This is a genomic window from Variovorax sp. GW823-FHT02B07, assembly GCF_058797695.1.
The window spans coordinates 880,998-905,870 of sequence record NZ_JBXAJX010000001.1; the positions used below are offsets into that span (position 1 = coordinate 880,998).

A 24,873-nucleotide genomic window follows, 5' to 3' on the forward strand; every position below is an offset into this window, starting at 1 on the left:
ATGGTGTTCGGCAAGAAGGCGACTGGCGCCAATCCGCGCTTTCGCGCCTTCGACCTCTTGTCCACGCTGATCGCGGTGGTCAACAGCGACGGCTCGGTGCTGTTCGCCAATGCAGGCCTCGAAGACGCGCTGGGTACCTCGCGGCGCACGCTCGAGGGCTCGCAGTTCGGCGCCTGTTTCCATGAGCCGCAGGTGCTGCGCACCGCGCTCGACGGCGCCAGCAGCAACGACTTCGCCACGCTGCGCTACGAGGCCTTTTTGCGGCGCGTGAATCACGAGCTGATGCCCGTGCAGGTCACGCTCGCGCACGGCGACAAGAAGGGCGAACTCATCATCGAGATGTCGCCGCTGGAGCAGCAGGTGCGCCAGGACCGCGAGGAGCGCCTCATCGACCAGGCGCAGGCCAACAAGGAACTCATCCGCAACCTCGCGCACGAGATCAAGAACCCGCTGGGCGGCATCCGCGGCGCGGCGCAACTGCTGCAGATGGAGGTCGAGTCGCGCGACCTCATCGAGTACACCCAGGTCATCATTCACGAGGCCGACCGGCTGCAGACGCTGGTCGACCGGCTGCTGGCGCCGCACCGGCGCCCGCACGTGGTGGGCGACGTGAACATCCACGAGGTGTGCGAGCGCGTGCGCTCGGTGATCCTGGCCGAGTTTCCGCGCGACCTGCACATCGAGCGCGACTTCGACGTCTCCATTCCCGAGTTCCGCGGCGACCGCGAGCAGCTCATTCAGGCCACGCTCAACATCGCGCACAACGCGGCGCAGGCCCTGGCCGAGCGCCGCGCGGCGGGCGATGCGCAGATCACTTTCAAGACCCGCGTGGCCCGACAGGTGATCTTCAACAAGCAGTGGTATCGATTGGCACTGGAATTGCATGTCATCGACAATGGACCGGGTGTGCCGGACACGATCAAGGACCGCATCTTCTATCCGCTCGTTTCAGGCAGGGAAGGCGGGACCGGGCTGGGACTGACGCTTGCGCAAACTTTTGTGCAACAGCATCACGGCGTGATCGAGTGCGACAGCGTCCCGGGCCGAACCGATTTCAAGATATTGATTCCGCTGCCCTAGCGCAGCCCCGGCAACAGAGGAGATGCATGAAGCCGATCTGGATAGTTGATGACGACCAATCGATACGCTTCGTGCTCGAGAAGGCACTGCTGCGCGAAGACCTGCCCACGCGCAGCTTCACGAACACACGCGAAGTGCTGGCCGCGCTCGAACAGGCCGAAGGCGACGAGCAGCAGGGCCCGCAGGTCCTGGTGAGCGACATCCGCATGCCGGGCGGCTCGGGGCTCGACCTGCTCGACAAGATCAAGGCCAAGCACCCCGGCCTGCCGGTCATCATCATGACCGCCTTCTCCGACCTCGACAGCGCGGTCTCGGCCTTCCAGGGCGGCGCCTTCGAGTACCTGCCCAAGCCCTTCGACCTGCCGCGCGCCGTCGAACTCATCCGCCGCGCCGTCGACGAAAGCCAGCGCGAAGAAGTGTCCGAAGAGCGCATGGTCGCCGCGCCCGAGATGCTCGGCCAGGCGCCCGCGATGCAGGACGTGTTCCGCGCCATCGGCCGGCTGTCGCAGAGCAACGTCACGGTGCTCATCACCGGCGAATCGGGCTCGGGCAAGGAGCTGGTGGCGCGCGCGCTGCACAAGCACTCGCCGCGCGCCAACGGCCCCTTCGTGGCGATCAATACCGCCGCCATTCCCAAGGACCTGCTCGAGAGCGAACTCTTCGGCCACGAGCGCGGCGCCTTCACCGGCGCGCAGACCATGCGCCGCGGCCGCTTCGAGCAGGCCGAAGGCGGCACGCTGTTCCTCGACGAAATCGGCGACATGCCCTTCGACCTGCAGACGCGCCTCTTGCGCGTGCTCAGCGACGGCCACTTCTACCGCGTGGGCGGCCACAACTCGGTCAAGGCCAACGTGCGCGTCATCGCGGCCACCCACCAGGACCTCGAGCAGCGCGTGAAGCTCGGCGGTTTCCGCGAAGACCTGTTCCACCGCCTCAACGTGATCCGCCTGCGCCTGCCCGCGCTGCGCGAACGCGGCGAGGACGTGCCCGCGCTCACGCGCCACTTCCTGCAGCAGAGCGCGCGCCAGCTGGGCGTCGAGCCCAAGCGCATCTCCGATGCGGCACTCGCCAGGCTCGCGGCCTTCAATTTCCCGGGCAACGTGCGTCAGCTCGAGAACATCTGCCACTGGCTCACCGTGATGGCGCCCGCGCAGCTGATCGAGTCGAAAGACCTGCCGCCCGAAGTGATGGCGGGCAGCGGGGCGGACGTGCATGTGGCGGTGGCCGAGGTGGCGGCGCCCGTGCAGGCTGCAGTGCCGTTGGCCGTCGAGCGCGACGCGTCCGCACCGGTGGTCGCGGCCCCCGAGGCGGTGTCAGGCGCTCCCGCCGGCCCCAGCGCCTGGGAGAGTGGCCTCGAAGCCGAGGCTCAGGCGCTGCTGGCCGCAGGCCGCACCGACGTGTGGGACGTGCTCACGCGCCGCTTCGAATCGCGGCTGATCCTCACCGCGTTGGCCAACACGCGCGGCCGGCGCATCGAGGCGGCCCAGAAGCTGGGCATCGGGCGCAACACCATCACCCGGAAAATCCAGGAACTCGGTATCGAATGAAAAGGCCCTCCCAGGGCCTTTTTTATTATCGGCTGCGTTGGCCCAAGGTGAGCGAGTCGAGCTGGAAATTGCCGCTCTTGTCCCAGAGCCAGGTGTCGACGTACGTGTGACCGCCCAGCTTGCCGGGGCTCGGCAAGGGCGAGGTCGCCTTGACCAGCTCCGCGATCATCGGCGGCACTTCGGGCGCATGGCTGGGCACGCGGCTGAAGGTGACGTTGGTGACCTTGCCGTTCGCATCGATCTCCGTCTCGACCACCACCACGGCGTACACCAGCGGCGGGATCTTGCCCTTGTAGATGCGGCTGGCATACGCCTTGTAGATGTGGCGCGCGCCGGTCTTGCGGTAGGTGCGGATCGCGGGCGTCTGCGCGGTGATCAGCCGCACGGTCGGCACGTCGCGGCTGCCTTCGGTGGTGGTTGCACCGCCGGGCGATGTGCTGCCCGTGCCGCTTTCCGATCCGCCGCCCGGCTTGAGCACCGAGCAGGCGGCCAGCGCGAGCGCCGCGGCGGCGATCGCGGCAGAACGGGCAACGCGTGCGGCGATCGGCGTCGTCATGGCCGTCAGGCGCCCGCGCCGAGTTCGAGCACCACCGGGGCGTGGTCGCTCGGCTTTTCCCACTTGCGCGGCACGCGGTCGATGACGCAGCCTTTCACCAGCGGCCGCAGCGGCTCGCTCACGAGGATGTGGTCGATGCGCAGGCCGCGGTTCTTCTGGTAGCCCAGCATGCGGTAGTCCCACCACGAGAAGCTTTTTTCGGGCTGCTCGAACATGCGGAAGCTGTCGGTCAGGCCCAGGCCGAGCAGCGCCTTGAAGTGGTCGCGCTCTTCGGTCGTGTGGTGGATCGTTTCCTTCAGGCCCACGGGGTCGAAGCTGTCGCGGTCTTCGGGCGTGACGTTGAAGTCGCCCAGCAGCACGAGGTTCGGGTGCGCCGCGAGTTCACGCGCGATGTAGTCGTGCAGCGCGTCGAGCCACTTCATCTTGTAGGCGAATTTCTCGCTGCCCGGTTCCTGGCCGTTCACGAAGTAGCCGTTCACCACGCGCAGCGGGCCCGAGGGCGTCTCGATGGTGGCGGCGATCACGCGCGACTGCTCGTCGGCGAAGTTCTCGATGTTCTTCACCACGTCGCGCATCGGCGCCAGGCTGAGGATGGCGACGCCGTTGTAGGTCTTCTGCCCGAACACCGCCGCCTCGTAGCCGGCCGACTTCAGCACCTCGAGCGGAAACTTGTCGTCGGTCATCTTGAGCTCCTGCAGGCACAGCACATCGACCGGGTTGGCGATGAGCCAGTCGAGCACATGCTGCAGGCGCGCGGTGAGGGAGTTGACGTTCCAGGTGGCTATTTTCATGAGGGCTCTGCGTATTCGGTTATCGGGGGGCGGTCGTGCGTTCGCAGCCGGTCGGTGAGGTCTCTGTGCAGGCGAAAGAAATGGCCGCGCCCAGACCCGGAAGGAAGGCGTGTCGGCAGCGAGACCGCGACAGTGATTTCCATCGCGGTATTTTGCCTCGCTGGATCGGGATGCCGTGTAAGCGAAGGCGAGGGGCGCGGAACCGCCGACCCGCCCGCCGGCGCTAGGGCTGAAGGTACCAGCCCAGCTCGCCCTGCAGGAACTGGGCCGCCTCGGGCGGCAGATCGTCCGAATCGAAGAAGCTCGCCACGGGCCGCTCGACCACGATGTGCCCCGCTTGAAGATACGCCACGCGCGTGGCCAGGCGCTTGGCCTGCCCGAGGTTGTGCGTGCTCATCACGATCGTCACGCCGCTGTGGGCGACCTCTTCGATGAGGGCCTCGATCTCGTTCTTGGCGCCAGGGTCCAGGCTGGCCGTGGGCTCGTCCAGGAACAGGATGTCCGGCTGCAGCGCCCAGGCGCGCGCCAGGCCCAGGCGCTGTTGCTGGCCGCCCGACAGCGAACGCGCCGAGCGCTCGGCATGTTCGAGCAGGCCCACGCGCGCCAGCGCCAGGCCGCAACGCTCGCTGCGCTCGGCGGCCGGCACGCCCGCCAGCCACAGGCCCACCCACACGTTGCGCCACACCGAGAGGCTCAGCAAAAAGGGGCGCTGGAACAGCATGGCCGCGCGCGGCAGGCGGCCTTCGGGCCGCAGCGGCAGGCGCTCGCAGCGCCCTTCGCAGGGCAGCAGGCCGTGCAGCAGCCGCAGCAGCGTGGTCTTGCCCGAGCCGTTGGCGCCCACGAGCACGAGCCGGTCGCCCCGGTGCAGGGTCAGCGAGGCCTCGTCCAGCGCGACCAGCGCACCGAAGCGCACCGTGGCGCGCTCGAGCCGGATCAGCGGCACCGTGCCGGCCACGGCCGGCGTGTGCGGGGCGAGCGCGCGGCGCATCGCGCGCGGCTTCGCCGGCGGGGCAGCGTTCAGCGGGCGCGTGGCCAGCCATTGCAGCAGCCCGATGGCGCCGTTGACCGCGCCGACCACCGCCAGCAGCACGATGCCCAGCGCCAGGGCCAGCGCGAGGTCGCCCTTGCTGGTCTCCAGCGCGATGGTGGTGGTCATCACGCGCGTGACGCCGGCGATGTTGCCGCCGACGATCATCACGGCCCCCACCTCGGCGATGGCCCGCGCGAAGGCCGTGAGCAGCACGGTGGCCACGCCCATCCGGTCGTGCACCAGCATCAGCAGGGCGGTGGCGAGCGGCCCGCCGCCCAGCGAGCGCAGCTGGTCGCCGCCGTCGGCCAGCGCCGCCATCACGAGCCGGCGCGACAGCGCGGCGATCAGCGGCGTGACGAGCACGCTCTGCGCCACCACCATCGCCGACGGCGTGAAAAGAATGCCCAGTTCGCCCAGCGGCCCCGAGCGCGAGAGCAGCAGGTACACCAGCAGGCCCACGACCACGGCGGGCAGGGCCAGCAGCGTGTTCACCAGCCACACGGCCAGCACATGCCCCGGGAACCGCGCCACCGCGAGCCAGGCGCCCAGCAGCAGGCCGAACAGCGCGCCGACCAGGCAGGCCGTGGCGCTCACCTGCAGCGAGAGCGCCGTGATGCGCACGAGTTCGGGGTCGGCGCTGGTGATGAGGTGCCAGGCCAGCGCCCAGCCTTCGGTCACGGTGTTCATCGAGAGACGGCTTTCATCGCCGACGCGAGGCCGTGCGCATTGCACAGCCTGGCACCGTCATCGACCGGCGCGCCGTTCACTGGCCCGCGTTCGGGAAGAAGAGCTGCTCGCCGCCGATCTTGTACGCGGCAATGGCGGCCTGCCCGTCGCGCGACACGACCCAGTCGGAGAAGCCTTGCGCCAGGTCCTTCTTCACGTGCGGGTGCCTGGCCGGGTTCACGACGATCACGCCGTACTGGTTGAACAGCTGCTTGTCGCCCTCGACCACGATGCCCAGGTCGGCGCGGTTCTTGAAGTTGAGCCAGGTGCCGCGGTCGGACAGCACGTAGGCGTTGGTCGACGCCGCGATGTTGAGCGCCTGGCCCATGCCGCAGCCGCATTCCTTGTAGCCGGCCGGCTTGGCGGCGGCGAGGTCGATGCCGGCCAGCTTCCACTGGCGCAGCTCGGCCGCATGCGTGCCGCTCTTGTCGCCGCGCGAGACGAAGGCGCCGCCCGTGGTGCCCAGCCGCTTGAGCGCCGCCGCGATGTCGTTGCCGCGCACGCCGGCCGGGTCGGACTTGGGCCCGATCAGCACGAAGTCGTTGTACATGACCGGGCGGCGCGGCAGGCCGAAGCCTTCGGCAACGAACTTCTCTTCGGCGGGCTGGTCGTGCACGAACAGCGCGTCGGCATCGCCGCGGCGCGCCATGTCCAGCGCCTGGCCCGTGCCCACCGCCACCACGCGCACCTCGGTGCCCGATGCCTTGGTGAACTGCGGCAGCAGGTGCTTGAACAGGCCCGACTGTTCCGTCGAGGTGGTCGAGGCCAGCACGATGAACTTGTCCTGGGCGTGCGCCATCGGCGCGAGCAGCGCACCAGCAAGTGCGCCGGCGAGGGCGAGAAGGGTGAAGCGTCTGCGCGAAGCCATCGTCATCGTGTCAGTCCTCGAGAGTGAAAGAAAGAAGCGGTTCGGCCATCAGGCTGCGGCGTCGACGCGAAAGCCGAGCCGGCCCAGCGCTTCGCGCGCCGCGGCCGATTGCAGCAACGCAATGAAGGCCTGCACTGGCGCGCGCCCAAGCCGTGCCTGGGGCACCACGAAGTCGTAGCGTTCCTCCTGCACGGGAATGAAGCCCAGCCCGTACTGCCGCGCGACCGTGTCGATGGCCAGGCCCCAGTCGGCGCGCTGCTGCGCCACGGCCACCGCCACCGCGTTGTGCGACTTGGTCTGCACGCCGTAGCCGGGCGGTTGCGCGCCGCCGAGCAGGCGGTCGATGAGGATGCGCGTGCCGCTGCCGGCGTTGCGGTTGACCATGGTGCAGCCGGGCTGCGCGGTCGCGGCGGCAATGGCCGCGGCGGCGTCCAGGCCCTCGAAGCGCGTGTCGCCGGGGCGATGGACCACGCCCTGCATGCGGCCGTAGCCCGTCACCAGTTCGAGGCCCGGCGTGAGCAGCGGCCGGTTGTAGACGCCCGTCGCCGGGTCCATCAGGTGGATGCCGGCCACGTCGCATTCGCCGCGCTTGGCGGCCATCAGCCCGCCCGTGCTGCCCACGTTCATGGCCTTGATGCGGATGCCCTGGCGCATCAGCTCGCCGGCCAGCCAGTCCAGGCCCACGCAATGGCTGCCGATGAAGATCAGGTCGGCGGCGTCCAGCCCCTGGCCCAGCAACTGCACCTGCACGGGGGCGCCGGCATCGACGATCTCGGTGTGCTGGCCGATGGTGATGAAGCCGTCGGCGCTGCTGAAGGTGGTGACCGAGCCCGAGCCCTTGCCCATCGGGTAGGCGGCCACGCCGTCGTCGGTGGGCACCAGGCCCACCAGCAGGTACTCGGTGCGGCCGCGCTCGGAGTTCACGCGCATCGGTAGTGTGGCTGCCACGTGCGCGTGCCGCTGCGGCGGCCGGCCCGCGAAGGCGCGGATCACGGGCGCCAGGAACTCGTGGAAGGTGAAGACCGCCGAGGTCGGAAAGCCCGGCAGGATCACGACCGGCTTGCCGCCCGTGACCGCCAGGCACACCGGCTTGCCGGGCTTGAGCGCCACGCCGTGCGCCACCACGCCCGGGTCGCCGAGGGCGGCCACCACGCGGTACGACAGGTCGCCTTCGCCCTTGGACGTGCCGCCCGAGAAGACCACCGCATCGCATGCGAGGCCCCGCGCGAGCGCGGCCGACAGCAGCGCCTCGTCGTCGGGGATCACGCCCAGGCGCACCGGCTCGCCGCCCAGTTCCTCGACCGCGGCGCCGATGATGGCGGCGTTGGAGTCGTACACCGCGCCCGTGGGCAGCGGCGCGCCGGGCGCGACGATCTCGTTGCCGGTGGAGAAGATGGCGACGCGCGGCTTGCGCCACACGGCGACCTCGGCCAGGCCCAGTGCCGCGAGCACGCCGATCTCGCGCGAGCTCAGCACCTGGCCGGCGCGCAGCACGGTTTCGCCGCGCGCGATGTCGGTGCCGGCGTAGCTGACGTTCTCGCCGGCCGTGGCGGCGCGGCGCACCTGCACGTTGCCGCCGTCGAGGTCGGTGTGTTCCACCATCACCACCGCGTCGGCGCCGCGCGGCAGCATGCCGCCGGTGGCGATCGCCGTGGCGCACCCGGGCGTCACTTCGCGCTGCGGCACGATGCCCGGTGCGAGCGTCTCGCCCACGAGGGCCAGCGCGCGGACCTGTTCTTCCATCGCGCCCCAGGTGTCGGCGGTCTGCACGGCAAAGCCGTCGACGTTGGAGCGGTCGAAGCCGGGCACGTCGATGGCGGCGACCGCGTCGTCGGCAAGCACCCGGCCCAGCGCCGCGTGCAGGGGAACGGTCTCGCGGCCCAGCGGCGCGAGGCGCAGGTGTTCGCGGAAGCGGCGCTCGGCCTCGTCCCGCGTGACGACATCGAGAAATTGCGATTGGGCTTTCACAGGCACTCGTACAGATGAACAGTGACGTCGGTCCCGGGCCCGAAGCCTTCGCTTTCGGCGGGGGCGATCACGAAGCCGTCGGCGCGCGTGGTCGAGCTCAGCACCGAGGCGCCCGAGAGCGCGAGCGGCTCCACGCCGTCGGCGCCGATCTTCACGCGCACGTAGTCGACGCGCCCCACCTGCGAGACGATCTTGCGCGCCACGGTGGCGCGCGTGCGCGGGTAGGGCCAGTCGGCGGGCCGGCCGCCGAGCAGACGGATCGCGCGCCCGGCAAAGAAGTCGTAGGCGCACAGGCAGGAGACCGGGTTGCCCGGCAGCAGGAACACCAGCGTGTCGCCGATGCGCCCCATGCCCGCCGGGCTGGAGGGCCGCATCGCGATGCCGTGGATCGCCAGCTCGCCGAGCTCGGCCAGCAGGCGCGGCGCGTGGTCCTCGGCGCCCACGCTGGAGCCGCCGGAGATGAGCACCACATCGGCGCCGGGAGCGGCCAGGGCCTGCGCGATGATTTGCGGGTCGTCGCCCAGGCGCTGGTGCGACTCGAGCAGGCCGCCGTCGCGCGCCACGAGGCCGCGCAAGGTCACGGAGTTGGCGTCGTAGATTTCGCTCGGGCCCTTGGGCGTGCCGGGTGCGCGCACCTCGTTGCCGGTGACGAGCAGCCGCACGCGCGGCCGGCGCACCACCTGCAACTGCGCCAGGCCCAGTGAAGCCGCCAGTCCCGCGTCCTGCGGGCGCAGGCGGCGGCCGGCGGCCAGCGCGGTGCTGCCGCGCGCGATGTCTTCGCCGACGTGGCCCACATGCTGGCCCGGCGCGACGGCGCGCGTGATGGCCAGGCGTCCGTCCTGCTCGCTCGCGTACTCGGCGGGCACCACGGCATCGAGCCCGCGCGGCACCGGGGCGCCGGTCATGATGCGGATGGCGGTGCCCGCGGGCACCTCGCCTTCGAAGGGGCGGCCGGGCCAGGCGTGGCCCGCGATCGGAAATTCGAGCGGGTTGTATTCGCCGGCCCCCGTGGTCTCGCCGCCGCGCAGCGCATAGCCGTCCATGGCCGCGCGGTCGAACTCGGGCACCGCGATGGGCGCGATCACCTCCTGCAGCAGCACCCGCCCCGTGGCCTCGTCGACGGCCACGGATTCACCGGGCAGCAAGGGCGTGTGGGCGTCGATCCAGGCGAGGGCGGTGGGCACCTCGGCGCGCTGCGTGAAGCCGCGCATACGCACATCGGTCGAGGCAGTTCGTTCGGGTGTGGGCATCGGGGCCAGTATAGAAGTTGGAGGTCGCCGGCGTGGTCGGGCATGGCACCCGACAGCCATGCACAAGAGCGGGCGTGCCGGACCTTGCCGGCTGGCCATTTGCGGTCGCTTTTTCTTCAGCCGCGTCCGCGCACGCGCGGTGCGTCGCCGGCTTACTTCTTGGGTGCAGGATTCGTCTGCGCCGAGGTCTGGTTCGAACTCGGCGGCGACGCGGCCGTGGGGGCCGGGGAGTGGGCGCCCGATGCCTCGATGGGCTTGGTTTCAACCTTGGGGGCGGCGGCGTAAGGCCCCGGGTCCACGCAGGGCGGCGTGGCCACCGCGGCCGGTGCCGGCTTGCCGGCGGCCTGTGCGCTGGCGCGGTACTTGGCGGCGACCTGGTCCTGTGACTTGCACAGCAGGTAGCCGTCGGTCTTGGCGCTCCACGCGGTGCGGGCCGCGGTCTCAGCGGCCTTGGCCTGCGCTTCCGGCGTGGGCGGGGGGAGTTTGGCGACAGCGGAGGTCGCAGCGAGTGCGCACAGAAGAAGGGTCAGCGTGTGCTTCATGCGGAGGTTCCTTGCTGCGCCGTCACCGGCCGTGCGGGCTCGGGTACGCCGGCGGGTTGCGAGCGCTGCGCGGGGATCTTGCCGGCCTGGATGTCGTCGTACCAGAGCTTGTGGTGCTCGCGCGCCCAAGCCTCGTCGACATAGCCTTCGCGCATCGCCTTGTAGGCGCCGTCCATGCCCAGCGTGCCGATGTAGATGTGGCCCATGATCATCGCCATCATGAGCAGCGTGGCCACCGCGTGCACCATGTGCGCGATCTGCATCTCGCCGCGCGTGTAGACGAAGCCGGGCAGCAACTTGTCCAGGAACAGGCCCGAGGCGATGACGATGCTGCCCAGGAACAGCACGCCGCCCCAGAACACCGCCTTCTCGCCGGCGTTGAAGCGGTGCGACGCGGGCTCCTTGCCGCCGAACAGGCCGCCGCCGTGCCGCAGCCAGGTGAAGTCGTCCTTGCTCGGCCAGTTGCTGCGGATGAAGGTGAAGATCATGAACAGCGTGGTCACCACGAACAGCGGCCCCACGAAGTTGTGCACCGTCTTGAGCACGTAGGCGAGCCAGCCGAACAGCGTGCTGCCCAGCACCGGCAGCAGGAAGAACTTGCCGAAGGCCATCACGATGCCCGAGATCGCGAGCGTGACGAAGGCCAGCGCGTTCGACCAGTGCGTGGCGCGCTCGAAGGGCGTGAAGCGCTCGATCTTGCGGCCGGTTTCGGTGCCGTGCAGGCGGATCGGCCCGCGCGTGAAATAGAAGATGGCCAGCGCCAGCAGCGTCACGAAGAGCAGCGCCGCGCCGTACGGAATGATCCAGTCGTTGCGCACCTGCCGCCAGGCCTCACCCGCGTTGGTGAAGCGCGAACCCGGGTACTGCACGAAGCGCTGGATCAGGTTGCCGGCCTCGGGCGCCTGGCTCACCGGCAGGCTGCTGTAGCCGGTGACGCCGCCGCTCACCTGGCGCCACATCGGCGCGTTGTTGCCGGGCTGCACCTTGTTGCGCTCGCCGTTGGTCTGGTTGAGGTAGTTGGGGTCGGCGCTGGCCTCGGGCTTGACGTCGAAGATGTTCTGGCTGCGGATGCCGCCCTCGGCCTTCGGTGCCGCAGCCGCGGCTGCGGCAGGCGAAGCAGGGGCGGGCGATGCGGTCACGGCGCCGCTCGCGGCCGGTTTGGCCTCCTGGGCCGGCGCCACCGCCGCCCAGCCCAGGAGCGCGGTCGCCAGCAGCGCGTGGAGCGCGTGCCTGGTGCGAATGGTGACGCTCATGCGGCCTCCGGTTCAGTTTTCTCGGGTGTACTCGTTCTGGCCGTTGGAGCGCGTCTTGATCTGCTGCTCCCACGCCGTCTTGTCGCCCACCTTCCAGCCGGGCGCGGTGAAGGCAGTGCCGGTGTTGGCCTGCGTGCCCGTGCCGCTCCAGGGCACCGCGTCGTGCTTGACGCCCTCGGCATTCGTCTGCGGCTTCTCGCTGCAGGCCGCCAGCAGCATCGCGCCCGAGGCGAGCGCGACGAGCATCACGACCGCGCGCTTCACTTGGTACCTCCGGTGGGCGGCGTGCCGGCCTGCTGCGAGCCGTAGGCCGTACCCCAGCCCCAGACCTCGGCGCCCGTGCCGCGGTGCACGACGCGGGTGCGGAAGATGTCGGCCACCACGTCGCCGTCGCCGGCCAGCAGGGCCTTGGTCGAGCACATCTCGGCGCAGGCCGGCAGCTTGCCTTCGGCCAGGCGGTTGCGGCCGTACTTCTCGAACTCGGCTTCGGAGCCGTTGGCTTCGGGGCCACCGGCGCAGAAGGTGCACTTGTCCATCTTGCCGCGCGCACCGAAGGTGCCCTGCGAGGGGAACTGCGGCGCGCCGAAGGGGCAGGCGTACGAGCAGTAGCCGCAGCCGATGCACACGTCCTTGTCGTGCAGCACCACGCCTTCGTCGGTGCGGTAGAAGCATTGCACGGGGCACACCGCCATGCAGGGCGCGTCGGAGCAGTGCATGCAGGCCACCGAGATCGACTTCTCGCCCGGCAGGCCGTCATTGAGCGTGACCACGCGGCGGCGGTTCACGCCCCAGGGCACCTCGTTCTCGTTCTTGCAGGCCGTGACGCAGCCGTTGCACTCGATGCAGCGCTCGGAATCGCAGACGAACTTCATTCTTGCCATGGTGATTCCTTATGCTTTCTCGATGTTGCAGACCGTGGTCTTGGTCTCTTGCATCATGGTGACGCTGTCGTAGCCGTAGGTGGTGGCGGTGTTGATGGCCTCGCCGCGCACGATGGGCGCCGCGCCCTTCGGGTAGTAGGCCAGCAGGTCTTCGCCCTGCCAGCGGCCCGAGAAGTGGAAGGGCATGAACACCGTGTCGGGCCCCACGCGCTCGGTCACCAGGGCCTGCACGTTGAGCTTGGCGCCCGTGGGCGTGTGCACCCAGGCGCGCTCGCCGTTGCGGATGTTCTTCTCGGCCGCCACCTTCGGGTTGATCTCGATGAACATCTCCTGCTGCAGCTCGGCCAGCCAGGGGTTGGAGCGGGTTTCCTCGCCGCCGCCCTCGTACTCCACGAGCCGTCCCGAGGTCATGATGTAGGGGAACTTCTCGGCGATCTTGTCGGCGATGTTCTTCTGCTGCACCGTCTTGTAGAGCGTGGGCATGCGCCAGAAGGCCATCTTGTCGTCGTGCGTCGGGTACTTGGCGACGAGGTCGGGGCGCGTGCCGTAGATCGGCTCGCGGTGCTGCGGGATCGCGTCGGGGAAGTTCCACACCACCGCGCGCGCCTTGGCGTTGCCGAAGGGGTGGCAGCCGTGGTTCTTCATGAACACGCGGATCATGCCGCCCGAGCTGTCGGTCTTCCAGTTCTTGCCCTCGGCCTTGGGCTTCTCGGCCTCCGTGAGTTCGTCCCACCAGCCCAGCTTCTTGAGCAGCAGGTGGTCGAGCTCGGGGTAACCGGTGGTGATGTCGGCGCCCAGCGAGTGGGAGCCGTCCTCGGCCAGCAGGTTCTTGCCGTTGCGCTCCACGCCGAAGTTCGCGCGGAAGTTGCCGCCGCCGTCCATCACGTGCTTGGACGGGTCGTACAGGTTCGGCGAGCCGGGGTGCTTGAGCTCGGGCGTGCCGTAGCAGGGCCAGGGCAGGCCGAAGTAGTCGCCCGAGATGTCGTAGCCGTTGACCTTGTCCTTGACCGCCCCCTTGGCCCGCAGCGTGCGCACGTCGAAGGCGGCCATGTTGCGCATGTGCGCCTGCAGCCGCTCGGGACTCTGGCCCGAGTAGCCGACGGCCCAGCAGCACTTGTTGATCTCGCGCAGGATGTCGTCGGGCACGGGCTCGTCCATGCCCTTGACCTTCTGCATCTTGTAGTTCTTGCTCAGCTCCTTGCCGAAGCCCAGGCGGTCGGCGAACTGCTGCATGATCATGTGGTCGGTGCGGCTTTCCCACAGCGGCTCGATGACCTTCTCGCGCCACTGGATCGAGCGGTTCGACGCCGTCACCGAGCCGCTGGTCTCGAACTGCGTGCACGCGGGCAGCAGGTACACCGCGCGGTTCGCGTTGGCGTCCTCGGGCCGGCCCGGCATCGCGGCCATGGCGGCCGTGGCCGAGGGGTACGGGTCGACCACGACCAGCAGGTCGAGCTTGTCCATGGCCCGCTTCATCTCGAGGCCGCGCGTCTGCGAGTTGGGCGCGTGGCCCCAGTAGAAGACGCCGCGCAGGTTCGAGTCCTGGTCGATGAGCTCGTTCTTCTCGAGCACGCCGTCGATCCAGCGCGACACCGTGATGCCGGGCTTGCTCATCATCGCGGGCGAGGCGAAGCGGCCCTTGATCCATTCGAAGTCCACGCCCCAGGTGGCGGCGAAGTGCTTCCACGAGCCTTCGACCAGGCCGTAGTAGCCCGGCAGCGAATCGGGGTTGGGGCCGACGTCGGTCGCGCCCTGCACGTTGTCGTGGCCGCGGAAGATGTTGGTGCCGCCGCCCGAGGTGCCCACGTTGCCCAGCGCCAGCTGCAGGATGCACGAGGCCCGCACGATGGCGTTGCCGATGCTGTGCTGCGTCTGGCCCATGCACCACACCACGGTGCCGGGGCGGTGCTCGTGCAGCATGGTCGCGACCTTCAGCACCTGCGCCTCGTTCACGCCGCAGGCCTCCTCGACCTTGTCGGGCGTCCACTTGCTCATGACTTCCGCGCGCACTTCTTCCATGCCGTAGACGCGGTCGTTGAGGTAGCGCTTGTCTTCCCAGCCGTTCTTGAAGATGTGGTGCAGGATGCCGAACAGGAACGCGATGTCCGAGCCCGAGCGGATGCGCACGTACTCGTGGGCCTTGGCCGCCGTGCGCGTGAAGCGCGGGTCGACGACGATCATCTTGCAGCCGTTTTCCTTGGCATGCAGCATGTGCAGCATGCTCACGGGGTGCGCCTCGGCCGCGTTCGAGCCGATGTACATCGCGATCTTCGCGTTGCGCATGTCGTTGTACGAATTGGTCATGGCGCCGTAGCCCCATGTGTTCGCCACGCCCGCGACCGTGGTCGAGTGGCAGATGCGCGCCTGGTGGTCGCAGTTGTTGCTGCCGAAGAAGCTCACGAACTTGCGCAGCAGGTAGGCCTGCTCGTTGCTGTGCTTGCTCGAGCCGATCCAGTAGATGGCGTCGGGGCCGCTGGCCTTGGTGAGTTCCTTCAGCTTGGCGGTGATCTCGTCGAGCGCGGTGTCCCAGCTGATGCGCTCGTACTTGCCGTTCACGAGCTTCATCGGATAGCGCAGGCGGTACTCGCCGTGGCCGTGCTCGCGCAGCGCCGCGCCCTTGGCGCAGTGCGCGCCCAGGTTGATGGGCGAGTCGAACACCGGTTCCTGGCGCACCCACACGCCGTTCTCGACCACCGCGTCGGACGCGCAGCCGACCGAGCAGTGCGAGCACACGGTGCGCTTCACCTCGATCTTGCCGGCGCCGATGGCCGTGGGCCGGCCGTCGGCGGCCTTGGCCTTCTGGATCAGCGTGAGCTGGCTGGCCGCCAGGCCCACGCCGACGCCGAGGCCGGAGCGCCGTAGGAAGGCGCGCCGGTCCATGGTCGGCAGGGCGTTCGCGAGGCCGCGCCGCAGACTGTGAACGAAGGGCGATGCGTCGGAGGCCCGCGGGCTCGCGGTGCCTGGGGATTTTCTGGTCAGAAGCACGGGGTCTCCTCAGGCTGACGTGGTGGCGTAGTAACGCTTGACGTGTTCGCTCAGGGAATAGCCGCCGCCGTTTTCGGGCGGGGGCGGCAAAGAGGGGGCGACGGCGGCGACGGGTGTCTCGGCCATGTTTGGCAGCGACGTGACGGCCACCGCGGCGGCGCCGGCGGTGGCGGCACCGATGAAGAATCCGCGGCGGGAGGCCGGCTTGATGCCGGTGTTTTGGCTGTCCTGCATATTGACTCCAGGAGTGGCTGGGCGCGACGAGAGAGGGGAAACCCGGTCGGCCTTGTGGATACTAGACCAGCAACAAGGTGTGAGCAACCTGAATACCCCTCGCATTCGTTCACACCTTCTCAGTCCAGCATGTCGAAGGCCTGCGCCTCGACGTCGCCGAATGCGCGGGTGAAGGCGGCGAGCGCCGCATAGAACCGCGCCTTCGGATGCTGCAACACAGCATCGCACAAGGCGGGTAGCCACGGCTGGACGTGTCTGGAGAACATCGCCTGCTGCTGCGTGAGGTTGGCCACGGCCACGTCCTCGCCGGCGATCAGGTAGCGCATGACCTCGAACAGGCAGGCGATGTGGTCCTCGGTTTCGTAGGTGGTCTCGGTGCGCGCCAGGCCCAGCTTGTCGAGGTCGTGGCGCAGCTGCACGAGCGGCTTGTCGTTGAGAAAGCCGCTCAGGTAGTGCGAGCCGAACAGGAAGACCTCGGGCTTGCCGATGCCGCCGAAGAGCGCGTCGTATTCCTCGTGCGCGGCGGCCGCGTCGGTGTCGCGCGCGATACCGACCAGCTGGCGCCACGGCTCTTCCAGGAAGGCGCCCGCGGCCGGCGCCTCGGTGGGCGCGACCTGGAAGGCTGCCAGCAGCTCGGCGTCGGGGGCGGCGTACCAGAGTCGCGCGAGCAGGCCATAGAGCTCGGCCCGGGCCACCTCCTCGTCGAGCGCGGACGTGGCGGGAAAGGTCTGGCTCATAGCGGGGCGATCTTCACTTCGTTGGTGGCGCTGTACAGGTCGATGACGCGGCAGTCGCTGCACATCTTGAGGCGCTCCAGCGCTTCGCCCTGGAACATGGCATGCCCGGCCAGCTTGCCGAGCATGGCCTCGATGGCTTTTTGCGTGCCGAAGGGCTTGCTGCAGCGGATGCAGGCCCAGGGCTTGGCCTCGTTCAGCAGCACCTGCTGCTTGCGCTCGGGCGCGGCCAGCAGGCGCGGCACGAGCGAGACGGCGTCCTCGGGGCAGGTGGTTTCGCACAGGCCGCACTGCACGCAGTTCTTCTCGATGAAGCGCAGCTGCGGCGCGCTCTGGCTGTCCAGCAGCGCGCCCGACGGGCAGGCGCTGACGCAGGCCAGGCACAGCGTGCACTTGTCCTTGTCGACCGCGACGGCGCCCAGCGGCGATCCGGCCGGCAGCGCGAACGCCAGCGGGGCCTCGGCGGGTGCCTGCAGGGCCGGGGCCGCGCCCATCAGGTGGTCCAGCGCCATCTCGAGCCGGTCGCGTTTGTCGGCGCCGACGGCGAAGCGGGCGGCCGTGGCCGGCACGCGCTGCGTGGTCGTGCGCAGGCCGGCCAGCGCGGCGTCCAGAACAGCGGGCGAATCGGCCTCGATCACGTGGAAGTGCGTGCCGGTGTAGCCCAGGCCGAGCAGCAGCGCCTGCGCGACGTCCCTCTGTTGCTTGAGCGCCGCGAGGTACTGCGGCGCCTCTTCGCCGGTGCACAGCACCGCGACCTGCGAGGCGCCGAAGGCGACGGCGCTCAGCCACAGGTCGATGCCGGTGCTCGCCGCATGAAAGAGGTCGAGCGGCATCACGCGCGCCGGCACGCCCTGCGCCTTGCCCAGCTGCGCCTGCCGCCCGAGCTGTTCGAGCAGCGCCTGGCCGCCTTCCTGGCTGTGCAGCAGCAGCGCCGCATCGCGCCCGCCCGCTGCGGCATAGGTGCTGAGCAGCTTGCGCAGCTTCAGCCCCTGGTCGGGCGCGCGCGGGTAGGTGTAGCCCAGCGCGCCCGTCGGGCACACCGTGGTGCAGGCGCCGCAGCCGACGCACAGGTTCGGGTTGACCACGATGCGCTGGCGTTGCGGGTCGCTGCTCACGGCATGGGCCGAGCACACCTCGACGCAGGCGTTGCAGCCGACCACCTCGTTGCGGCTGTGCGCGCACAGCTTCTGCTTGTAGTCGAAGAACTTGGGCTTCTCGAATTCGCCCACCAGCTCGCGCAGGCGCAGCAGCGTCTGCAGGCCCTCGGCCTGCGCGACGCCGCCGGGCAGGTGGAAGTAGCCCTGCGGCGGCGCGTGCCAGTCGATCTGTGGCGCGGTGCCGAGGTCGAGCACGAGGTCGAAGGCCGCGTCGAGCGCCTGCGGCGCGCGGCTGAAATTGATGGCGCCGGCCACGCTGCAGGCGCGCTCGCAGTCGCGGTGCGAGGTGCAGCGCGCGCTGTCGATCTGGTAGTCCAGCCCGATGGCCTGCTCGGGGCAGGCGACCACGCAGGCGTTGCAGCGGGTGCACAGGTCGAGGTCGATCGCGTTGTCGCGCGTCCAGCGCAGCGTGAAGGCGCCGAGCCAGCCGGTGAGGGAATCGATGCGCCCGGCGATCACCGGCCAGCGGCGCGCCTGGGCGCCACCGTCTGCACCGGGGCCCTGCGCGAGCAGGGTGACGTCGAGCGTGTCGCCGACCAGCGCCGCGGCGCGTTCGGCCGCGTCGAGCGCGCCGATGATCAGCAGCCGGCCCTGGCTGGTGTAGCTCACGGTCGAGACGGGGTCGGGCTCGGGCAGGCTGGCGGCGGCCAGCAGCGCGGCGATCTTCGGCATCGCGCTTTTCGCGTCGCGGCTCCAGCCGCCCGTCTCGCGGATGTTGATGAAGCGGATCGGCGAGGTGGCGTTGGGCGTCTGCGTGGCGAGTTCGCCGAACAGCCGTTTTTCCTGGGTGCAGGCGACCACGACGTCGTCGCCGGACTGGATGGCGCGCTGGAAGGAGGTCGCCTCGCGGCGGCACAGCGACGAATGCAGCGGGAGGGTTTCAGCCAGTGCCGCGCCGAGCGTCTTCGGCTCGAGCGGCATCGTCTGGTTGCAGTCGCAAATCAGCGTGGTGGTCATCGGTTTCTTGGCTGGCGGGTTGCATCGCGGCAACCGGCGGGCTGGGAAGCGTTTCGGAACCCTGGGACTGTGCCACGTCCGACGTTTCGGCGTCGTCGGGGGTTTCCGGGGGAATGTCTTCGGGGTCTTCGTCGAAGAGCTTGAGGAACTTGGCGCTGGCCATCTGGCGCAGCACGCTCTCGGGCACGGGGGTGGACTGGGAGTAGTCGTCGACGTAGGTGTCCAGGCCGTCCATCACATTGAAATGCGGATCGGCAAAGAGCTTGCGGAAGGCCGCGTTCTTGACCTCGGGCGCGACCTCCTTCGTGAGGAAGGGCTTGAAGTCGGACCCGATGTCCAGTGCATCCACGTCCGCGAGCGTCAGCGGCGGCGCGGCTTCCTGCTCGCCTTCGGCGGCGGGGGGCTCGGCGAGCGCGGCGGGTGCTGGCACCGGCACCGGCGCCGCAACGGGCTCCACGGCCGGCAGGGTCTTTTCTTCCACGGCGGCCTCGGCCGCGCGCACCTCCTGCTTGCGGCGCGACCAGCGTCCCAGGAAACCTTCAGACATCGCCCGCGCCCCGTCCGCGTTTCTTCTCGGTCGTCACGCTCGCGGCGTTGCCGAAGCGGTCGACCAGCGAGCGGAAGCTCTCGGGCCGGCGGCGGCGCTTGGGCTCGACCACGTAGTGTTCGTCGACGAAGGCGCGCACCCAGTCGACCACCTCCGCGGGCGCCGGCACCTGTTCCACGGTTTCCTGCGCATCGAGCCAGCGGCCGGCCTCGTAGTAGCTGAGCGTGACCACCACCGGGCGCGGAATGGGCAGCGGCGCGAGCGTGGGCTCTTCGTCCATGCGCCACAGCACGAACCAGCACGGAGTCGGCGTGATCGCGTTGAGGTGGTAGCCCTCGGCCTCGTCGCGGTACAGCTCGACCTGGAAGCCGGGGTGCAGCCAGTGCTGCTCGCCGTCGTCGTCGCGCAGGAGGCGCGGCTCGGTGCCGAAGCCAGGCTCGTCGGGCAGCACGCTGTCGAGCGTCCAGCGCCAGGGCTGCCAGTGGCTCGAGGGGCCGTGCAGGCGTTCGCGGCGCATGACCACCGCGACGTCGAGCGTCGGGCGGCCGGTGGGCGCGGTCGCGGGAGTGTCCGAAGAAGGCATGAACGAACCATAGCCGATGGCGCGCCCGTCTGCGAGCAGTACCCCTTCGCGCTCCGCTCGCAGCGGTGGCGTAGGATTCCGCATGGCCCCACGTGAAGACGACGCAGAAGACGAGACACCGCTGGCTTTCGATGCGGTCCCGCTGCCCCGGCGCGCCGGCGCGCCGCGCCTGAACCCGGCGCGCGGCCCGCTGCTGCGCCGCATCGAGATCGTCGACCAGCACGGCGAGCGCCGCGACATCGACATCCCGGCGGAGCGGCCGTTGACCGTCTTCGTCGACAAGCGCGAACTCGTGACGCTGATGACCCTGGGCGCCGCGCCCGAACTGCTGGTGCTGGGCTACCTGCTCAACCAGGACCTGGTGCGGCGCGCCGACGAGGTCGAGAGCATCGACGTCGACTGGAGCGTGGAGGCGGCCGCCGTGAAGACCCACCGCGGCATCGCGAACCTCGCCGAAAAAACCGCGCACCGGGTCGTGACCACGGGCTGCGGACAAGGCACCGTCTTCGGCGACGCCATGGCGCAGATCGGCGCCGTGCGGCTGCCGGCCGCGCAGTCGGCACGCATCGCGCAGGGCACGCTGGCGCGCATCCTCGAACAGATGAAATCGCGCAACAGCGTGCACCGGCATGCCGGGTCGGTGCACGGGTGCGCGCTGTTCCGTGGCACCGAGATGCTGGTGTTCGCGGAAGACGTCGGACGGCACAACGCCATCGACACCATCGCCGGCTGGATGGCGGTGCATGGCATCGACGGCGGCGACAAGGTCTTCTACACCACGGGCCGCCTGACGAGCGAGATGGTGATGAAGTCGGCCCACATGGGCGTGCCGATCGTCGTCTCGCGCAACGGCGTCACCGCGATGGGGCACGAGCTGGCCACGAAGCTCGGCATGACGCTGTTCGGCCGCGCGGCCAACCGCCACTTCCTGTGCTACTGCGGGTTCGAGCGCTTCGACGCCGAGCCGCTGGCGCAGGCGCTCGTCGCCGACTGAGGGGCTGCGCGGCTACCCGAGCCTTACCCGCGCGTGACGTCGATCACCGCCTTCGCGAACGCCTCGGGCGCCTCCTGCGGCAGGTTGTGGCCGATGCCGCCGCTGACCAGCCGGTGCTCGTAGCGCCCCGAGAATTTCTTCGCATACGCGCTGGGCTCCGGGTGCGGCGCGCCGTTGGCGTCGCCTTCGAGCGTGATGGTCGGCACGCCGATCACCGGCGCCTGGGCGAGCCGGTTCTCCAGCGCCTGGTACTTCGCCTCGCCCTCGGCCAGGCCGAGGCGCCAGCGGTAGTTGTGCACCGTGATCGCCACGTGGTCGGGGTTCTCGAAGGCGACGGCGCTGCGTTCGAAGGTGGCGGCGTCGAAGTTCCACTTCGGCGAGGCGAGCTGCCAGATGAGTTTGGCGAAGTCGTGGCGGTTCTTCTCGTAGCCCGCGCGGCCGCGTTCGGTCGCGAAGTAGTACTGGTACCACCACTGCAGTTCGGCCTGCGGCGGCAGCGGCGCCTTGCCGGCCTCCTGGCTGCCGATGAGGTAGCCGCTGACCGACACCAGCGCCTTCACGCGCTCGGGCCACAGCGCGGCCATGATGCACGCGGTGCGCGCGCCCCAGTCGCAGCCGGCCACGGTGGCGACGGGGATCTTCAGCGCATCCATCAGCGCAATGATGTCGACGGCCACCGCCGACTGCTGCCCGTTGCGCGGCGTGTCGGCCGACAGGAAGCGGGTGGTGCCGTAGCCGCGCAGGTACGGCACGATCACGCGAAAGCCCGCGGCGGCCAGCTGCGGCGCGACGTCGACGAACATGTGGATGTCGTAGGGCCAGCCGTGCAGAAGAATCACCGGCGCGCCGTCGGCCGGGCCGGCTTCGTAATACCCGATGCGCAGGCTGCCGGCGTCGATGCTCCTGAGGGGTTCGAGGCGACGGGCGCCGCCTGCGCTGGCGGACTGGGCGAAAGCGGGAACGATCGATGTCAGCTGCGTGGCGGCGAGGCCGAGTGCGGCCTTGCCGAGGAACGCACGGCGTGGCAGCGAGGGGGAGGCGGTCATGGAAATCTCCTGGGATGCGAAGGGGGGACGGCGCGATTGTTCGGGGGGAAACCCACCTGCTGATCGGCTTGTGTATGCCTCTGTATCCGCGCCGGTTCCGGCCACACTAAATTTCAAACGCAGGCGCGCAAGACCGCTTCAACGAAACGTGGTGTGTCGATGTCGGGCCGGGATACACAGGCATACGCAATGCCCGTTGCGCGGCGAGCGGGCGGCCAACAATCCGCCCGTCATCCACTCATCGCCCGAAGGAAATCCCCATGACGTGCCCTCGCGGATTCAAGAAGCTCTGGTTCGCGCTGCTGTTCTTCGCGGGCGGGCTGGCGCACGAGCTGCGCCACCCGACCCAGTGCCAGAGCGTGGCGTCGGTCAGTCTCTCGCTTCGACCGCCGAAGCGAGCACGTAGCCTTCGCTGCGTACGGTCTTGATGTAGCGCGGCTCGCGCGCGTCGTCGCGCAGGCGCTGGCGCAGCCGGCTCACGAGCAGGTCGATGGAGCGCTCGAAGAGCTCGGCTTCGCGCCCCTGCGTCAGGCTGAGCAGCTGGTCGCGGCTGAGCACCTTCTGCGGGTGGTCCAGGAACACGCGCAGCAGCCGGTACTCGGCGCCGCTGAGCGCCACCATCACGCCGGCGTCGTCGATCAGGTGGCGCGCCACCGTGTCGACCTGCCACTCGCCGAATCCCAGCTTCTGCGAAGGCTCGACGGTGCCCATGTTGGGCGGCAGCATGCGCGTGCGCCGCATCACGGCGCGGATGCGCGCCAGCAGCTCGCGCGCGGAAAAGGGTTTGGCCAGGTAGTCGTCGGCGCCCATCTCCAGGCCCAGGATGCGGTCGGCTTCCTCGCTGCGCGCGGTCAGCATGAGGATGGGCGTGGCCTTGTACTTGCCGGTGCGCAGGTCGCGGCACAGCGTGAGCCCGTCTTCGCCCGGCAGCATCAGGTCCAGGATGATCAGGTCGAAGGGCCCCGACGCCTCGAGCGCGGCGCGCATGTGGCGCCCCGTGGGCACCGCGACCACGCGCAAGCCGTTCTTCACCAGGTAGGTGGTGAGCAGTTCGCGGATGTCCCGGTCGTCGTCGACGATGAGGATGTGGTCGGAGGTCTTGGGCGTCATGGCAGGGGAGGCATTGGCGGCACGGCGCCGCAGCCGCAATGTAGCGTTCCGGCGGCCCGTGGGCCACGGCCGTGGAAACGTAATGTGTGGATGTACGGGCCAGATACACAGGCATACAGAAGGCGATCCGGCAGGCGGCGGGCGGCCCAACAATCCGTGCGTTTTCCAACCACCCTGCATTCAAGGAACCCTCATGACCCGCATCGACAAAGTCCTCTACACCGGCAAGACCCGCACCTCCTCGGGAGGCCGCGACGGCGAGGCGCGCAGTTCCGATGGACGCCTGGACATCAAGCTCTCGTCGCCCGGCAGCGCCGGCACCGGCACCAACCCCGAGCAGCTGTTCGCGGCCGGCTGGTCGGCCTGCTTCATCGGCGCGATGGGCAAGGCGGCCGGCAAGATGAAGGTCGCGCTGCCGCCCGACCTGGCCGTCGATGCCGAGGTCGACCTGGGCACCGCCGGCGGCGAATACTTTTTGCAGGCGCGCCTGAACGTGAGCCTGCCGGGCCTGGACCACGAGGTGGCGCAGGCCCTCACCGAGGCCGCGCACCAGACCTGCCCCTATTCCAAGGCGACCCGAGGCAACATCGACGTTGCCATCCACCTGGTGTGAGCCCGCTGCGCTGATGACGCGTCGCCACGCCGCCTGACTGAAGAAGCTGTTCATGTCCACTTCCGCGAACCCCGTTGCGACTCCGACCGGTACGGCGCCGCGCTGGCGCCGGCTGCTGCCCGGCTCGCTGTTCTCCCGCGTGACGCTGATCATCGTGGTGGGCCTGGCGATCGCGCAGCTACTCACTTTCGCGGCGATCCGCTACGAGCGGAACATGGCGCTTCGCGAGCTGATGATGATCGGCATCGAGCGCGACATCGCGAGCTCGGTCGCCATCCTCGACCGGCTCCCCGCGGCGGAGCGCGCCGGCTGGCTCGACCGGCTGGAACGGCGCAACTACCGCTTCGTGCTGGGCGGCAGCGCGCAGGGCAGCGCGCCTGCTTCGGAGGCTTCGCGGCAGTTTGCCGCGGCCATCGTCGATGCGATGCGCCCGTTCCCGGTCGTCAAGGTCGGCGAGGTGGCCTGGCCGCCCGAGGGCCTGCAGATCGAGGTGCGGCTGGGCGACGGCTCGTCCGTGGTCGTGCACGCCATGCGCGTGGGCATGCCGGTGTCGGGCTGGGTGATGTGGCTGCTGGCGGGCCAGCTGCTGGTGCTGGCCGTGTGCGCCTGGGTCGCGGTGCGGCTGGTGACGCGGCCGCTCGCGCAGCTGTCCGCGGCGGCCGACCAGCTCGGGCCTGATCTGAAGGGCCGCACGCTGGCGGAAGAGGGCCCGACCGAAGTGGCGCACGCGGCGCGCGCCTTCAACGCCATGCAGCAGCGCATCGCGGGCTACATGGCGGAGCGCGTCGAAATCCTGGCGGCCATCTCGCACGACCTGCAGACGCCCATCACGCGGATGCGCCTGCGCACCGACCTGATGGACGACACGCACGACCGCGAGAAATTCCGCCAGGACCTGGACGCCATGAACGCGCTGGTGCGCGAAGGCGTGACCTATGCGCGCACGCTGCACGGCGCCACCGAGCCGCCGCTGCGCATCGACGCCGACGCGCTGTTCGAGAGCATGGTGGCCGACTACGAAGACGTGGGCCAGCAGGTGCGGCTCGACGGCCGGGCCGGTGCGCCGATCGTGAGCCGCCCGAACGCGCTGCGCCGCATCCTGATGAACCTGATCGACAACGCGCTGAAGTTCGGCTCCGACGTGACGCTGCGCGTGCAGGCTGAAGGCGAAGGCGGCCGCCTCGTGGTGAGCGTGCTCGACAACGGCCCGGGCATTCCCCCCGACGAACTCGACGCGGTGCTCAAGCCCTTCTACCGCGTCGAAAGCTCGCGCAACCGCAGCACCGGCGGCACTGGCCTGGGCCTGGCCATCGCGCACCAGCTGGCCATGGCCATGGGCGCCGAACTCACGCTGCACAACCGCCCCGAAGGCGGGCTCGAAGCGCGGCTGGCCTTGGCCGCCGCGCCCGCTCGCTGAACCC

23 protein-coding genes are annotated in these 24,873 nt (G+C 69.7%); 5 read left to right on the plus strand and 18 right to left on the minus strand.

Going from position 1 to position 24,873, the window contains the following annotated elements:
• Nucleotides 1–1,080, plus strand: a complete 1,080-nt coding sequence (glnL, locus tag AC1RGU_RS04130) for a nitrogen regulation protein NR(II) (protein ID WP_062470910.1) — start codon at nt 1–3, stop codon at nt 1,078–1,080.
• 26 nt (nt 1,081–1,106) lie between these two features.
• Nucleotides 1,107–2,627 carry a nitrogen regulation protein NR(I) gene (ntrC, locus tag AC1RGU_RS04135; RefSeq protein WP_492694933.1) on the plus strand — a complete coding sequence of 507 codons (1,521 nt, stop codon included), beginning with the start codon at nt 1,107–1,109 and terminating at the stop codon, nt 2,625–2,627.
• A gap of 25 nt (nt 2,628–2,652) precedes the next feature.
• On the opposite strand, the gene AC1RGU_RS04140 is transcribed toward ntrC, so the two are convergent.
• The 16 genes from AC1RGU_RS04140 to AC1RGU_RS04215 all read right to left on the minus strand — a co-directional run bounded on the left by AC1RGU_RS04140 (nt 2,653) and on the right by AC1RGU_RS04215 (nt 19,689).
• Nucleotides 2,653–3,183 (minus strand): hypothetical protein, encoded by a 531-nt coding sequence (locus AC1RGU_RS04140; RefSeq protein WP_492694935.1) that lies wholly within the window; start codon nt 3,181–3,183, stop codon nt 2,653–2,655.
• Nucleotides 3,184–3,188: 5 nt separating this feature from the next.
• Nucleotides 3,189–3,974: an exodeoxyribonuclease III gene (gene xth / locus AC1RGU_RS04145; RefSeq protein WP_492694937.1), complete on the minus strand. Its 786-nt coding sequence runs from the start codon at nt 3,972–3,974 to the stop codon at nt 3,189–3,191.
• A gap of 223 nt (nt 3,975–4,197) precedes the next feature.
• Nucleotides 4,198–5,691 (minus strand): ABC transporter permease, encoded by a 1,494-nt coding sequence (locus tag AC1RGU_RS04150; protein ID WP_492694939.1) that lies wholly within the window; start codon nt 5,689–5,691, stop codon nt 4,198–4,200.
• A 76-nt stretch (nt 5,692–5,767) separates the two neighbouring features.
• Entirely contained in the window at nt 5,768–6,598 is an 831-nt protein-coding gene (locus AC1RGU_RS04155) for an ABC transporter substrate-binding protein (protein WP_492696440.1), read from the minus strand.
• 48 nt (nt 6,599–6,646) lie between these two features.
• A complete protein-coding gene (locus AC1RGU_RS04160; RefSeq protein WP_492694941.1) occupies nt 6,647–8,566 on the minus strand; it encodes a molybdopterin biosynthesis protein in 1,920 nt (639 codons plus the stop codon).
• Nucleotides 8,563–9,816: a molybdopterin molybdotransferase MoeA gene (locus tag AC1RGU_RS04165; protein ID WP_492694943.1), complete on the minus strand. Its 1,254-nt coding sequence runs from the start codon at nt 9,814–9,816 to the stop codon at nt 8,563–8,565. Before AC1RGU_RS04165 ends, AC1RGU_RS04160 begins: the two co-directional genes overlap by 4 nt.
• A 152-nt stretch (nt 9,817–9,968) precedes the next feature.
• Nucleotides 9,969–10,358, minus strand: a complete 390-nt coding sequence (locus AC1RGU_RS04170) for a hypothetical protein (RefSeq protein ID WP_487850021.1) — start codon at nt 10,356–10,358, stop codon at nt 9,969–9,971.
• Nucleotides 10,355–11,611, minus strand: a complete 1,257-nt coding sequence (locus tag AC1RGU_RS04175) for a formate dehydrogenase subunit gamma (RefSeq protein WP_492694946.1) — start codon at nt 11,609–11,611, stop codon at nt 10,355–10,357. Before AC1RGU_RS04175 ends, AC1RGU_RS04170 begins: the two co-directional genes overlap by 4 nt.
• A 12-nt stretch (nt 11,612–11,623) precedes the next feature.
• Nucleotides 11,624–11,857: a hypothetical protein gene (locus tag AC1RGU_RS04180; protein ID WP_062470980.1), complete on the minus strand. Its 234-nt coding sequence runs from the start codon at nt 11,855–11,857 to the stop codon at nt 11,624–11,626.
• A 14-nt stretch (nt 11,858–11,871) separates the two neighbouring features.
• On the minus strand, nt 11,872–12,492 hold the full coding sequence (fdh3B, locus tag AC1RGU_RS04185; RefSeq protein WP_062470938.1) for a formate dehydrogenase FDH3 subunit beta: 621 nt from the start codon (nt 12,490–12,492) through the stop codon (nt 11,872–11,874).
• Nucleotides 12,493–12,501: 9 nt separating this feature from the next.
• Nucleotides 12,502–15,477, minus strand: coding sequence for a formate dehydrogenase subunit alpha (locus tag AC1RGU_RS04190; RefSeq protein ID WP_095949992.1), 2,976 nt, complete (start codon nt 15,475–15,477; stop codon nt 12,502–12,504).
• A gap of 9 nt (nt 15,478–15,486) precedes the next feature.
• On the minus strand, nt 15,487–15,711 hold the full coding sequence (locus AC1RGU_RS04195; RefSeq protein ID WP_070059792.1) for a formate dehydrogenase: 225 nt from the start codon (nt 15,709–15,711) through the stop codon (nt 15,487–15,489).
• A gap of 119 nt (nt 15,712–15,830) precedes the next feature.
• On the minus strand, nt 15,831–16,448 hold the full coding sequence (locus AC1RGU_RS04200) for a TorD/DmsD family molecular chaperone (RefSeq protein WP_070059791.1): 618 nt from the start codon (nt 16,446–16,448) through the stop codon (nt 15,831–15,833).
• Nucleotides 16,445–18,523 carry a 4Fe-4S dicluster domain-containing protein gene (locus AC1RGU_RS04205; protein ID WP_492696441.1) on the minus strand — a complete coding sequence of 693 codons (2,079 nt, stop codon included), beginning with the start codon at nt 18,521–18,523 and terminating at the stop codon, nt 16,445–16,447. The genes AC1RGU_RS04200 and AC1RGU_RS04205 overlap by 4 nt, the downstream gene beginning before the upstream one ends.
• Nucleotides 18,483–19,106 carry a DUF3306 domain-containing protein gene (locus tag AC1RGU_RS04210; RefSeq protein ID WP_492694949.1) on the minus strand — a complete coding sequence of 208 codons (624 nt, stop codon included), beginning with the start codon at nt 19,104–19,106 and terminating at the stop codon, nt 18,483–18,485. Before AC1RGU_RS04210 ends, AC1RGU_RS04205 begins: the two co-directional genes overlap by 41 nt.
• A complete protein-coding gene (locus tag AC1RGU_RS04215; RefSeq protein WP_095744485.1) occupies nt 19,099–19,689 on the minus strand; it encodes a DUF3305 domain-containing protein in 591 nt (196 codons plus the stop codon). The genes AC1RGU_RS04210 and AC1RGU_RS04215 overlap by 8 nt, the downstream gene beginning before the upstream one ends.
• An 82-nt stretch (nt 19,690–19,771) precedes the next feature.
• On the opposite strand from AC1RGU_RS04215, the gene AC1RGU_RS04220 reads away from it, so the two are divergent.
• A complete protein-coding gene (locus tag AC1RGU_RS04220; protein WP_492694952.1) occupies nt 19,772–20,683 on the plus strand; it encodes a formate dehydrogenase accessory sulfurtransferase FdhD in 912 nt (303 codons plus the stop codon).
• A gap of 23 nt (nt 20,684–20,706) precedes the next feature.
• On the opposite strand, the gene AC1RGU_RS04225 is transcribed toward AC1RGU_RS04220, so the two are convergent.
• Together AC1RGU_RS04225 and AC1RGU_RS04230 are read right to left on the minus strand one after the other, a co-directional pair.
• On the minus strand, nt 20,707–21,729 hold the full coding sequence (locus tag AC1RGU_RS04225) for an alpha/beta fold hydrolase (RefSeq protein WP_492694954.1): 1,023 nt from the start codon (nt 21,727–21,729) through the stop codon (nt 20,707–20,709).
• 369 nt (nt 21,730–22,098) lie between these two features.
• Nucleotides 22,099–22,839, minus strand: coding sequence for a response regulator (locus tag AC1RGU_RS04230; protein WP_062470956.1), 741 nt, complete (start codon nt 22,837–22,839; stop codon nt 22,099–22,101).
• Between the two features lie 193 nt (nt 22,840–23,032).
• On the opposite strand from AC1RGU_RS04230, the gene AC1RGU_RS04235 reads away from it, so the two are divergent.
• Both AC1RGU_RS04235 and AC1RGU_RS04240 read left to right on the plus strand, forming a co-directional pair.
• Nucleotides 23,033–23,452, plus strand: a complete 420-nt coding sequence (locus tag AC1RGU_RS04235; RefSeq protein ID WP_492694956.1) for an organic hydroperoxide resistance protein — start codon at nt 23,033–23,035, stop codon at nt 23,450–23,452.
• Nucleotides 23,453–23,504: 52 nt separating this feature from the next.
• Complete coding sequence (locus AC1RGU_RS04240; protein ID WP_492694958.1) at nt 23,505–24,869, plus strand: ATP-binding protein; 1,365 nt, start codon at nt 23,505–23,507, stop codon at nt 24,867–24,869.
• Nucleotides 24,870–24,873: the final 4 nt, after the last annotated feature.

Excerpts from the sequence above, each read along its gene's own strand:
- glnL (WP_062470910.1), top strand. The coding sequence starts at position 1 with ATGGTGTTCGGCAAGAAGGCGACTGGCGCCAATCCGCGCTTTCGCGCC.
- ntrC (WP_492694933.1), top strand. The coding sequence starts at position 1,107 with ATGAAGCCGATCTGGATAGTTGATGACGACCAATCGATACGCTTCGTG.
- AC1RGU_RS04140 (WP_492694935.1), bottom strand. The coding sequence starts at position 3,183 with ATGACGACGCCGATCGCCGCACGCGTTGCCCGTTCTGCCGCGATCGCC.
- xth (WP_492694937.1), bottom strand. The coding sequence starts at position 3,974 with ATGAAAATAGCCACCTGGAACGTCAACTCCCTCACCGCGCGCCTGCAG.
- AC1RGU_RS04150 (WP_492694939.1), bottom strand. The coding sequence starts at position 5,691 with ATGAACACCGTGACCGAAGGCTGGGCGCTGGCCTGGCACCTCATCACC.
- AC1RGU_RS04155 (WP_492696440.1), bottom strand. The coding sequence starts at position 6,598 with ATGGCTTCGCGCAGACGCTTCACCCTTCTCGCCCTCGCCGGCGCACTT.
- AC1RGU_RS04165 (WP_492694943.1), bottom strand. The coding sequence starts at position 9,816 with ATGCCCACACCCGAACGAACTGCCTCGACCGATGTGCGTATGCGCGGC.
- AC1RGU_RS04170 (WP_487850021.1), bottom strand. The coding sequence starts at position 10,358 with ATGAAGCACACGCTGACCCTTCTTCTGTGCGCACTCGCTGCGACCTCC.
- AC1RGU_RS04175 (WP_492694946.1), bottom strand. The coding sequence starts at position 11,611 with ATGAGCGTCACCATTCGCACCAGGCACGCGCTCCACGCGCTGCTGGCG.
- AC1RGU_RS04180 (WP_062470980.1), bottom strand. The coding sequence starts at position 11,857 with ATGCTCGTCGCGCTCGCCTCGGGCGCGATGCTGCTGGCGGCCTGCAGC.
- fdh3B (WP_062470938.1), bottom strand. The coding sequence starts at position 12,492 with ATGGCAAGAATGAAGTTCGTCTGCGATTCCGAGCGCTGCATCGAGTGC.
- AC1RGU_RS04195 (WP_070059792.1), bottom strand. The coding sequence starts at position 15,711 with ATGCAGGACAGCCAAAACACCGGCATCAAGCCGGCCTCCCGCCGCGGA.
- AC1RGU_RS04200 (WP_070059791.1), bottom strand. The coding sequence starts at position 16,448 with ATGAGCCAGACCTTTCCCGCCACGTCCGCGCTCGACGAGGAGGTGGCC.
- AC1RGU_RS04205 (WP_492696441.1), bottom strand. The coding sequence starts at position 18,523 with ATGCCGCTCGAGCCGAAGACGCTCGGCGCGGCACTGGCTGAAACCCTC.
- AC1RGU_RS04210 (WP_492694949.1), bottom strand. The coding sequence starts at position 19,106 with ATGTCTGAAGGTTTCCTGGGACGCTGGTCGCGCCGCAAGCAGGAGGTG.
- AC1RGU_RS04215 (WP_095744485.1), bottom strand. The coding sequence starts at position 19,689 with ATGCCTTCTTCGGACACTCCCGCGACCGCGCCCACCGGCCGCCCGACG.
- AC1RGU_RS04220 (WP_492694952.1), top strand. The coding sequence starts at position 19,772 with ATGGCCCCACGTGAAGACGACGCAGAAGACGAGACACCGCTGGCTTTC.
- AC1RGU_RS04225 (WP_492694954.1), bottom strand. The coding sequence starts at position 21,729 with ATGACCGCCTCCCCCTCGCTGCCACGCCGTGCGTTCCTCGGCAAGGCC.
- AC1RGU_RS04230 (WP_062470956.1), bottom strand. The coding sequence starts at position 22,839 with ATGACGCCCAAGACCTCCGACCACATCCTCATCGTCGACGACGACCGG.
- AC1RGU_RS04235 (WP_492694956.1), top strand. The coding sequence starts at position 23,033 with ATGACCCGCATCGACAAAGTCCTCTACACCGGCAAGACCCGCACCTCC.
- AC1RGU_RS04240 (WP_492694958.1), top strand. The coding sequence starts at position 23,505 with ATGTCCACTTCCGCGAACCCCGTTGCGACTCCGACCGGTACGGCGCCG.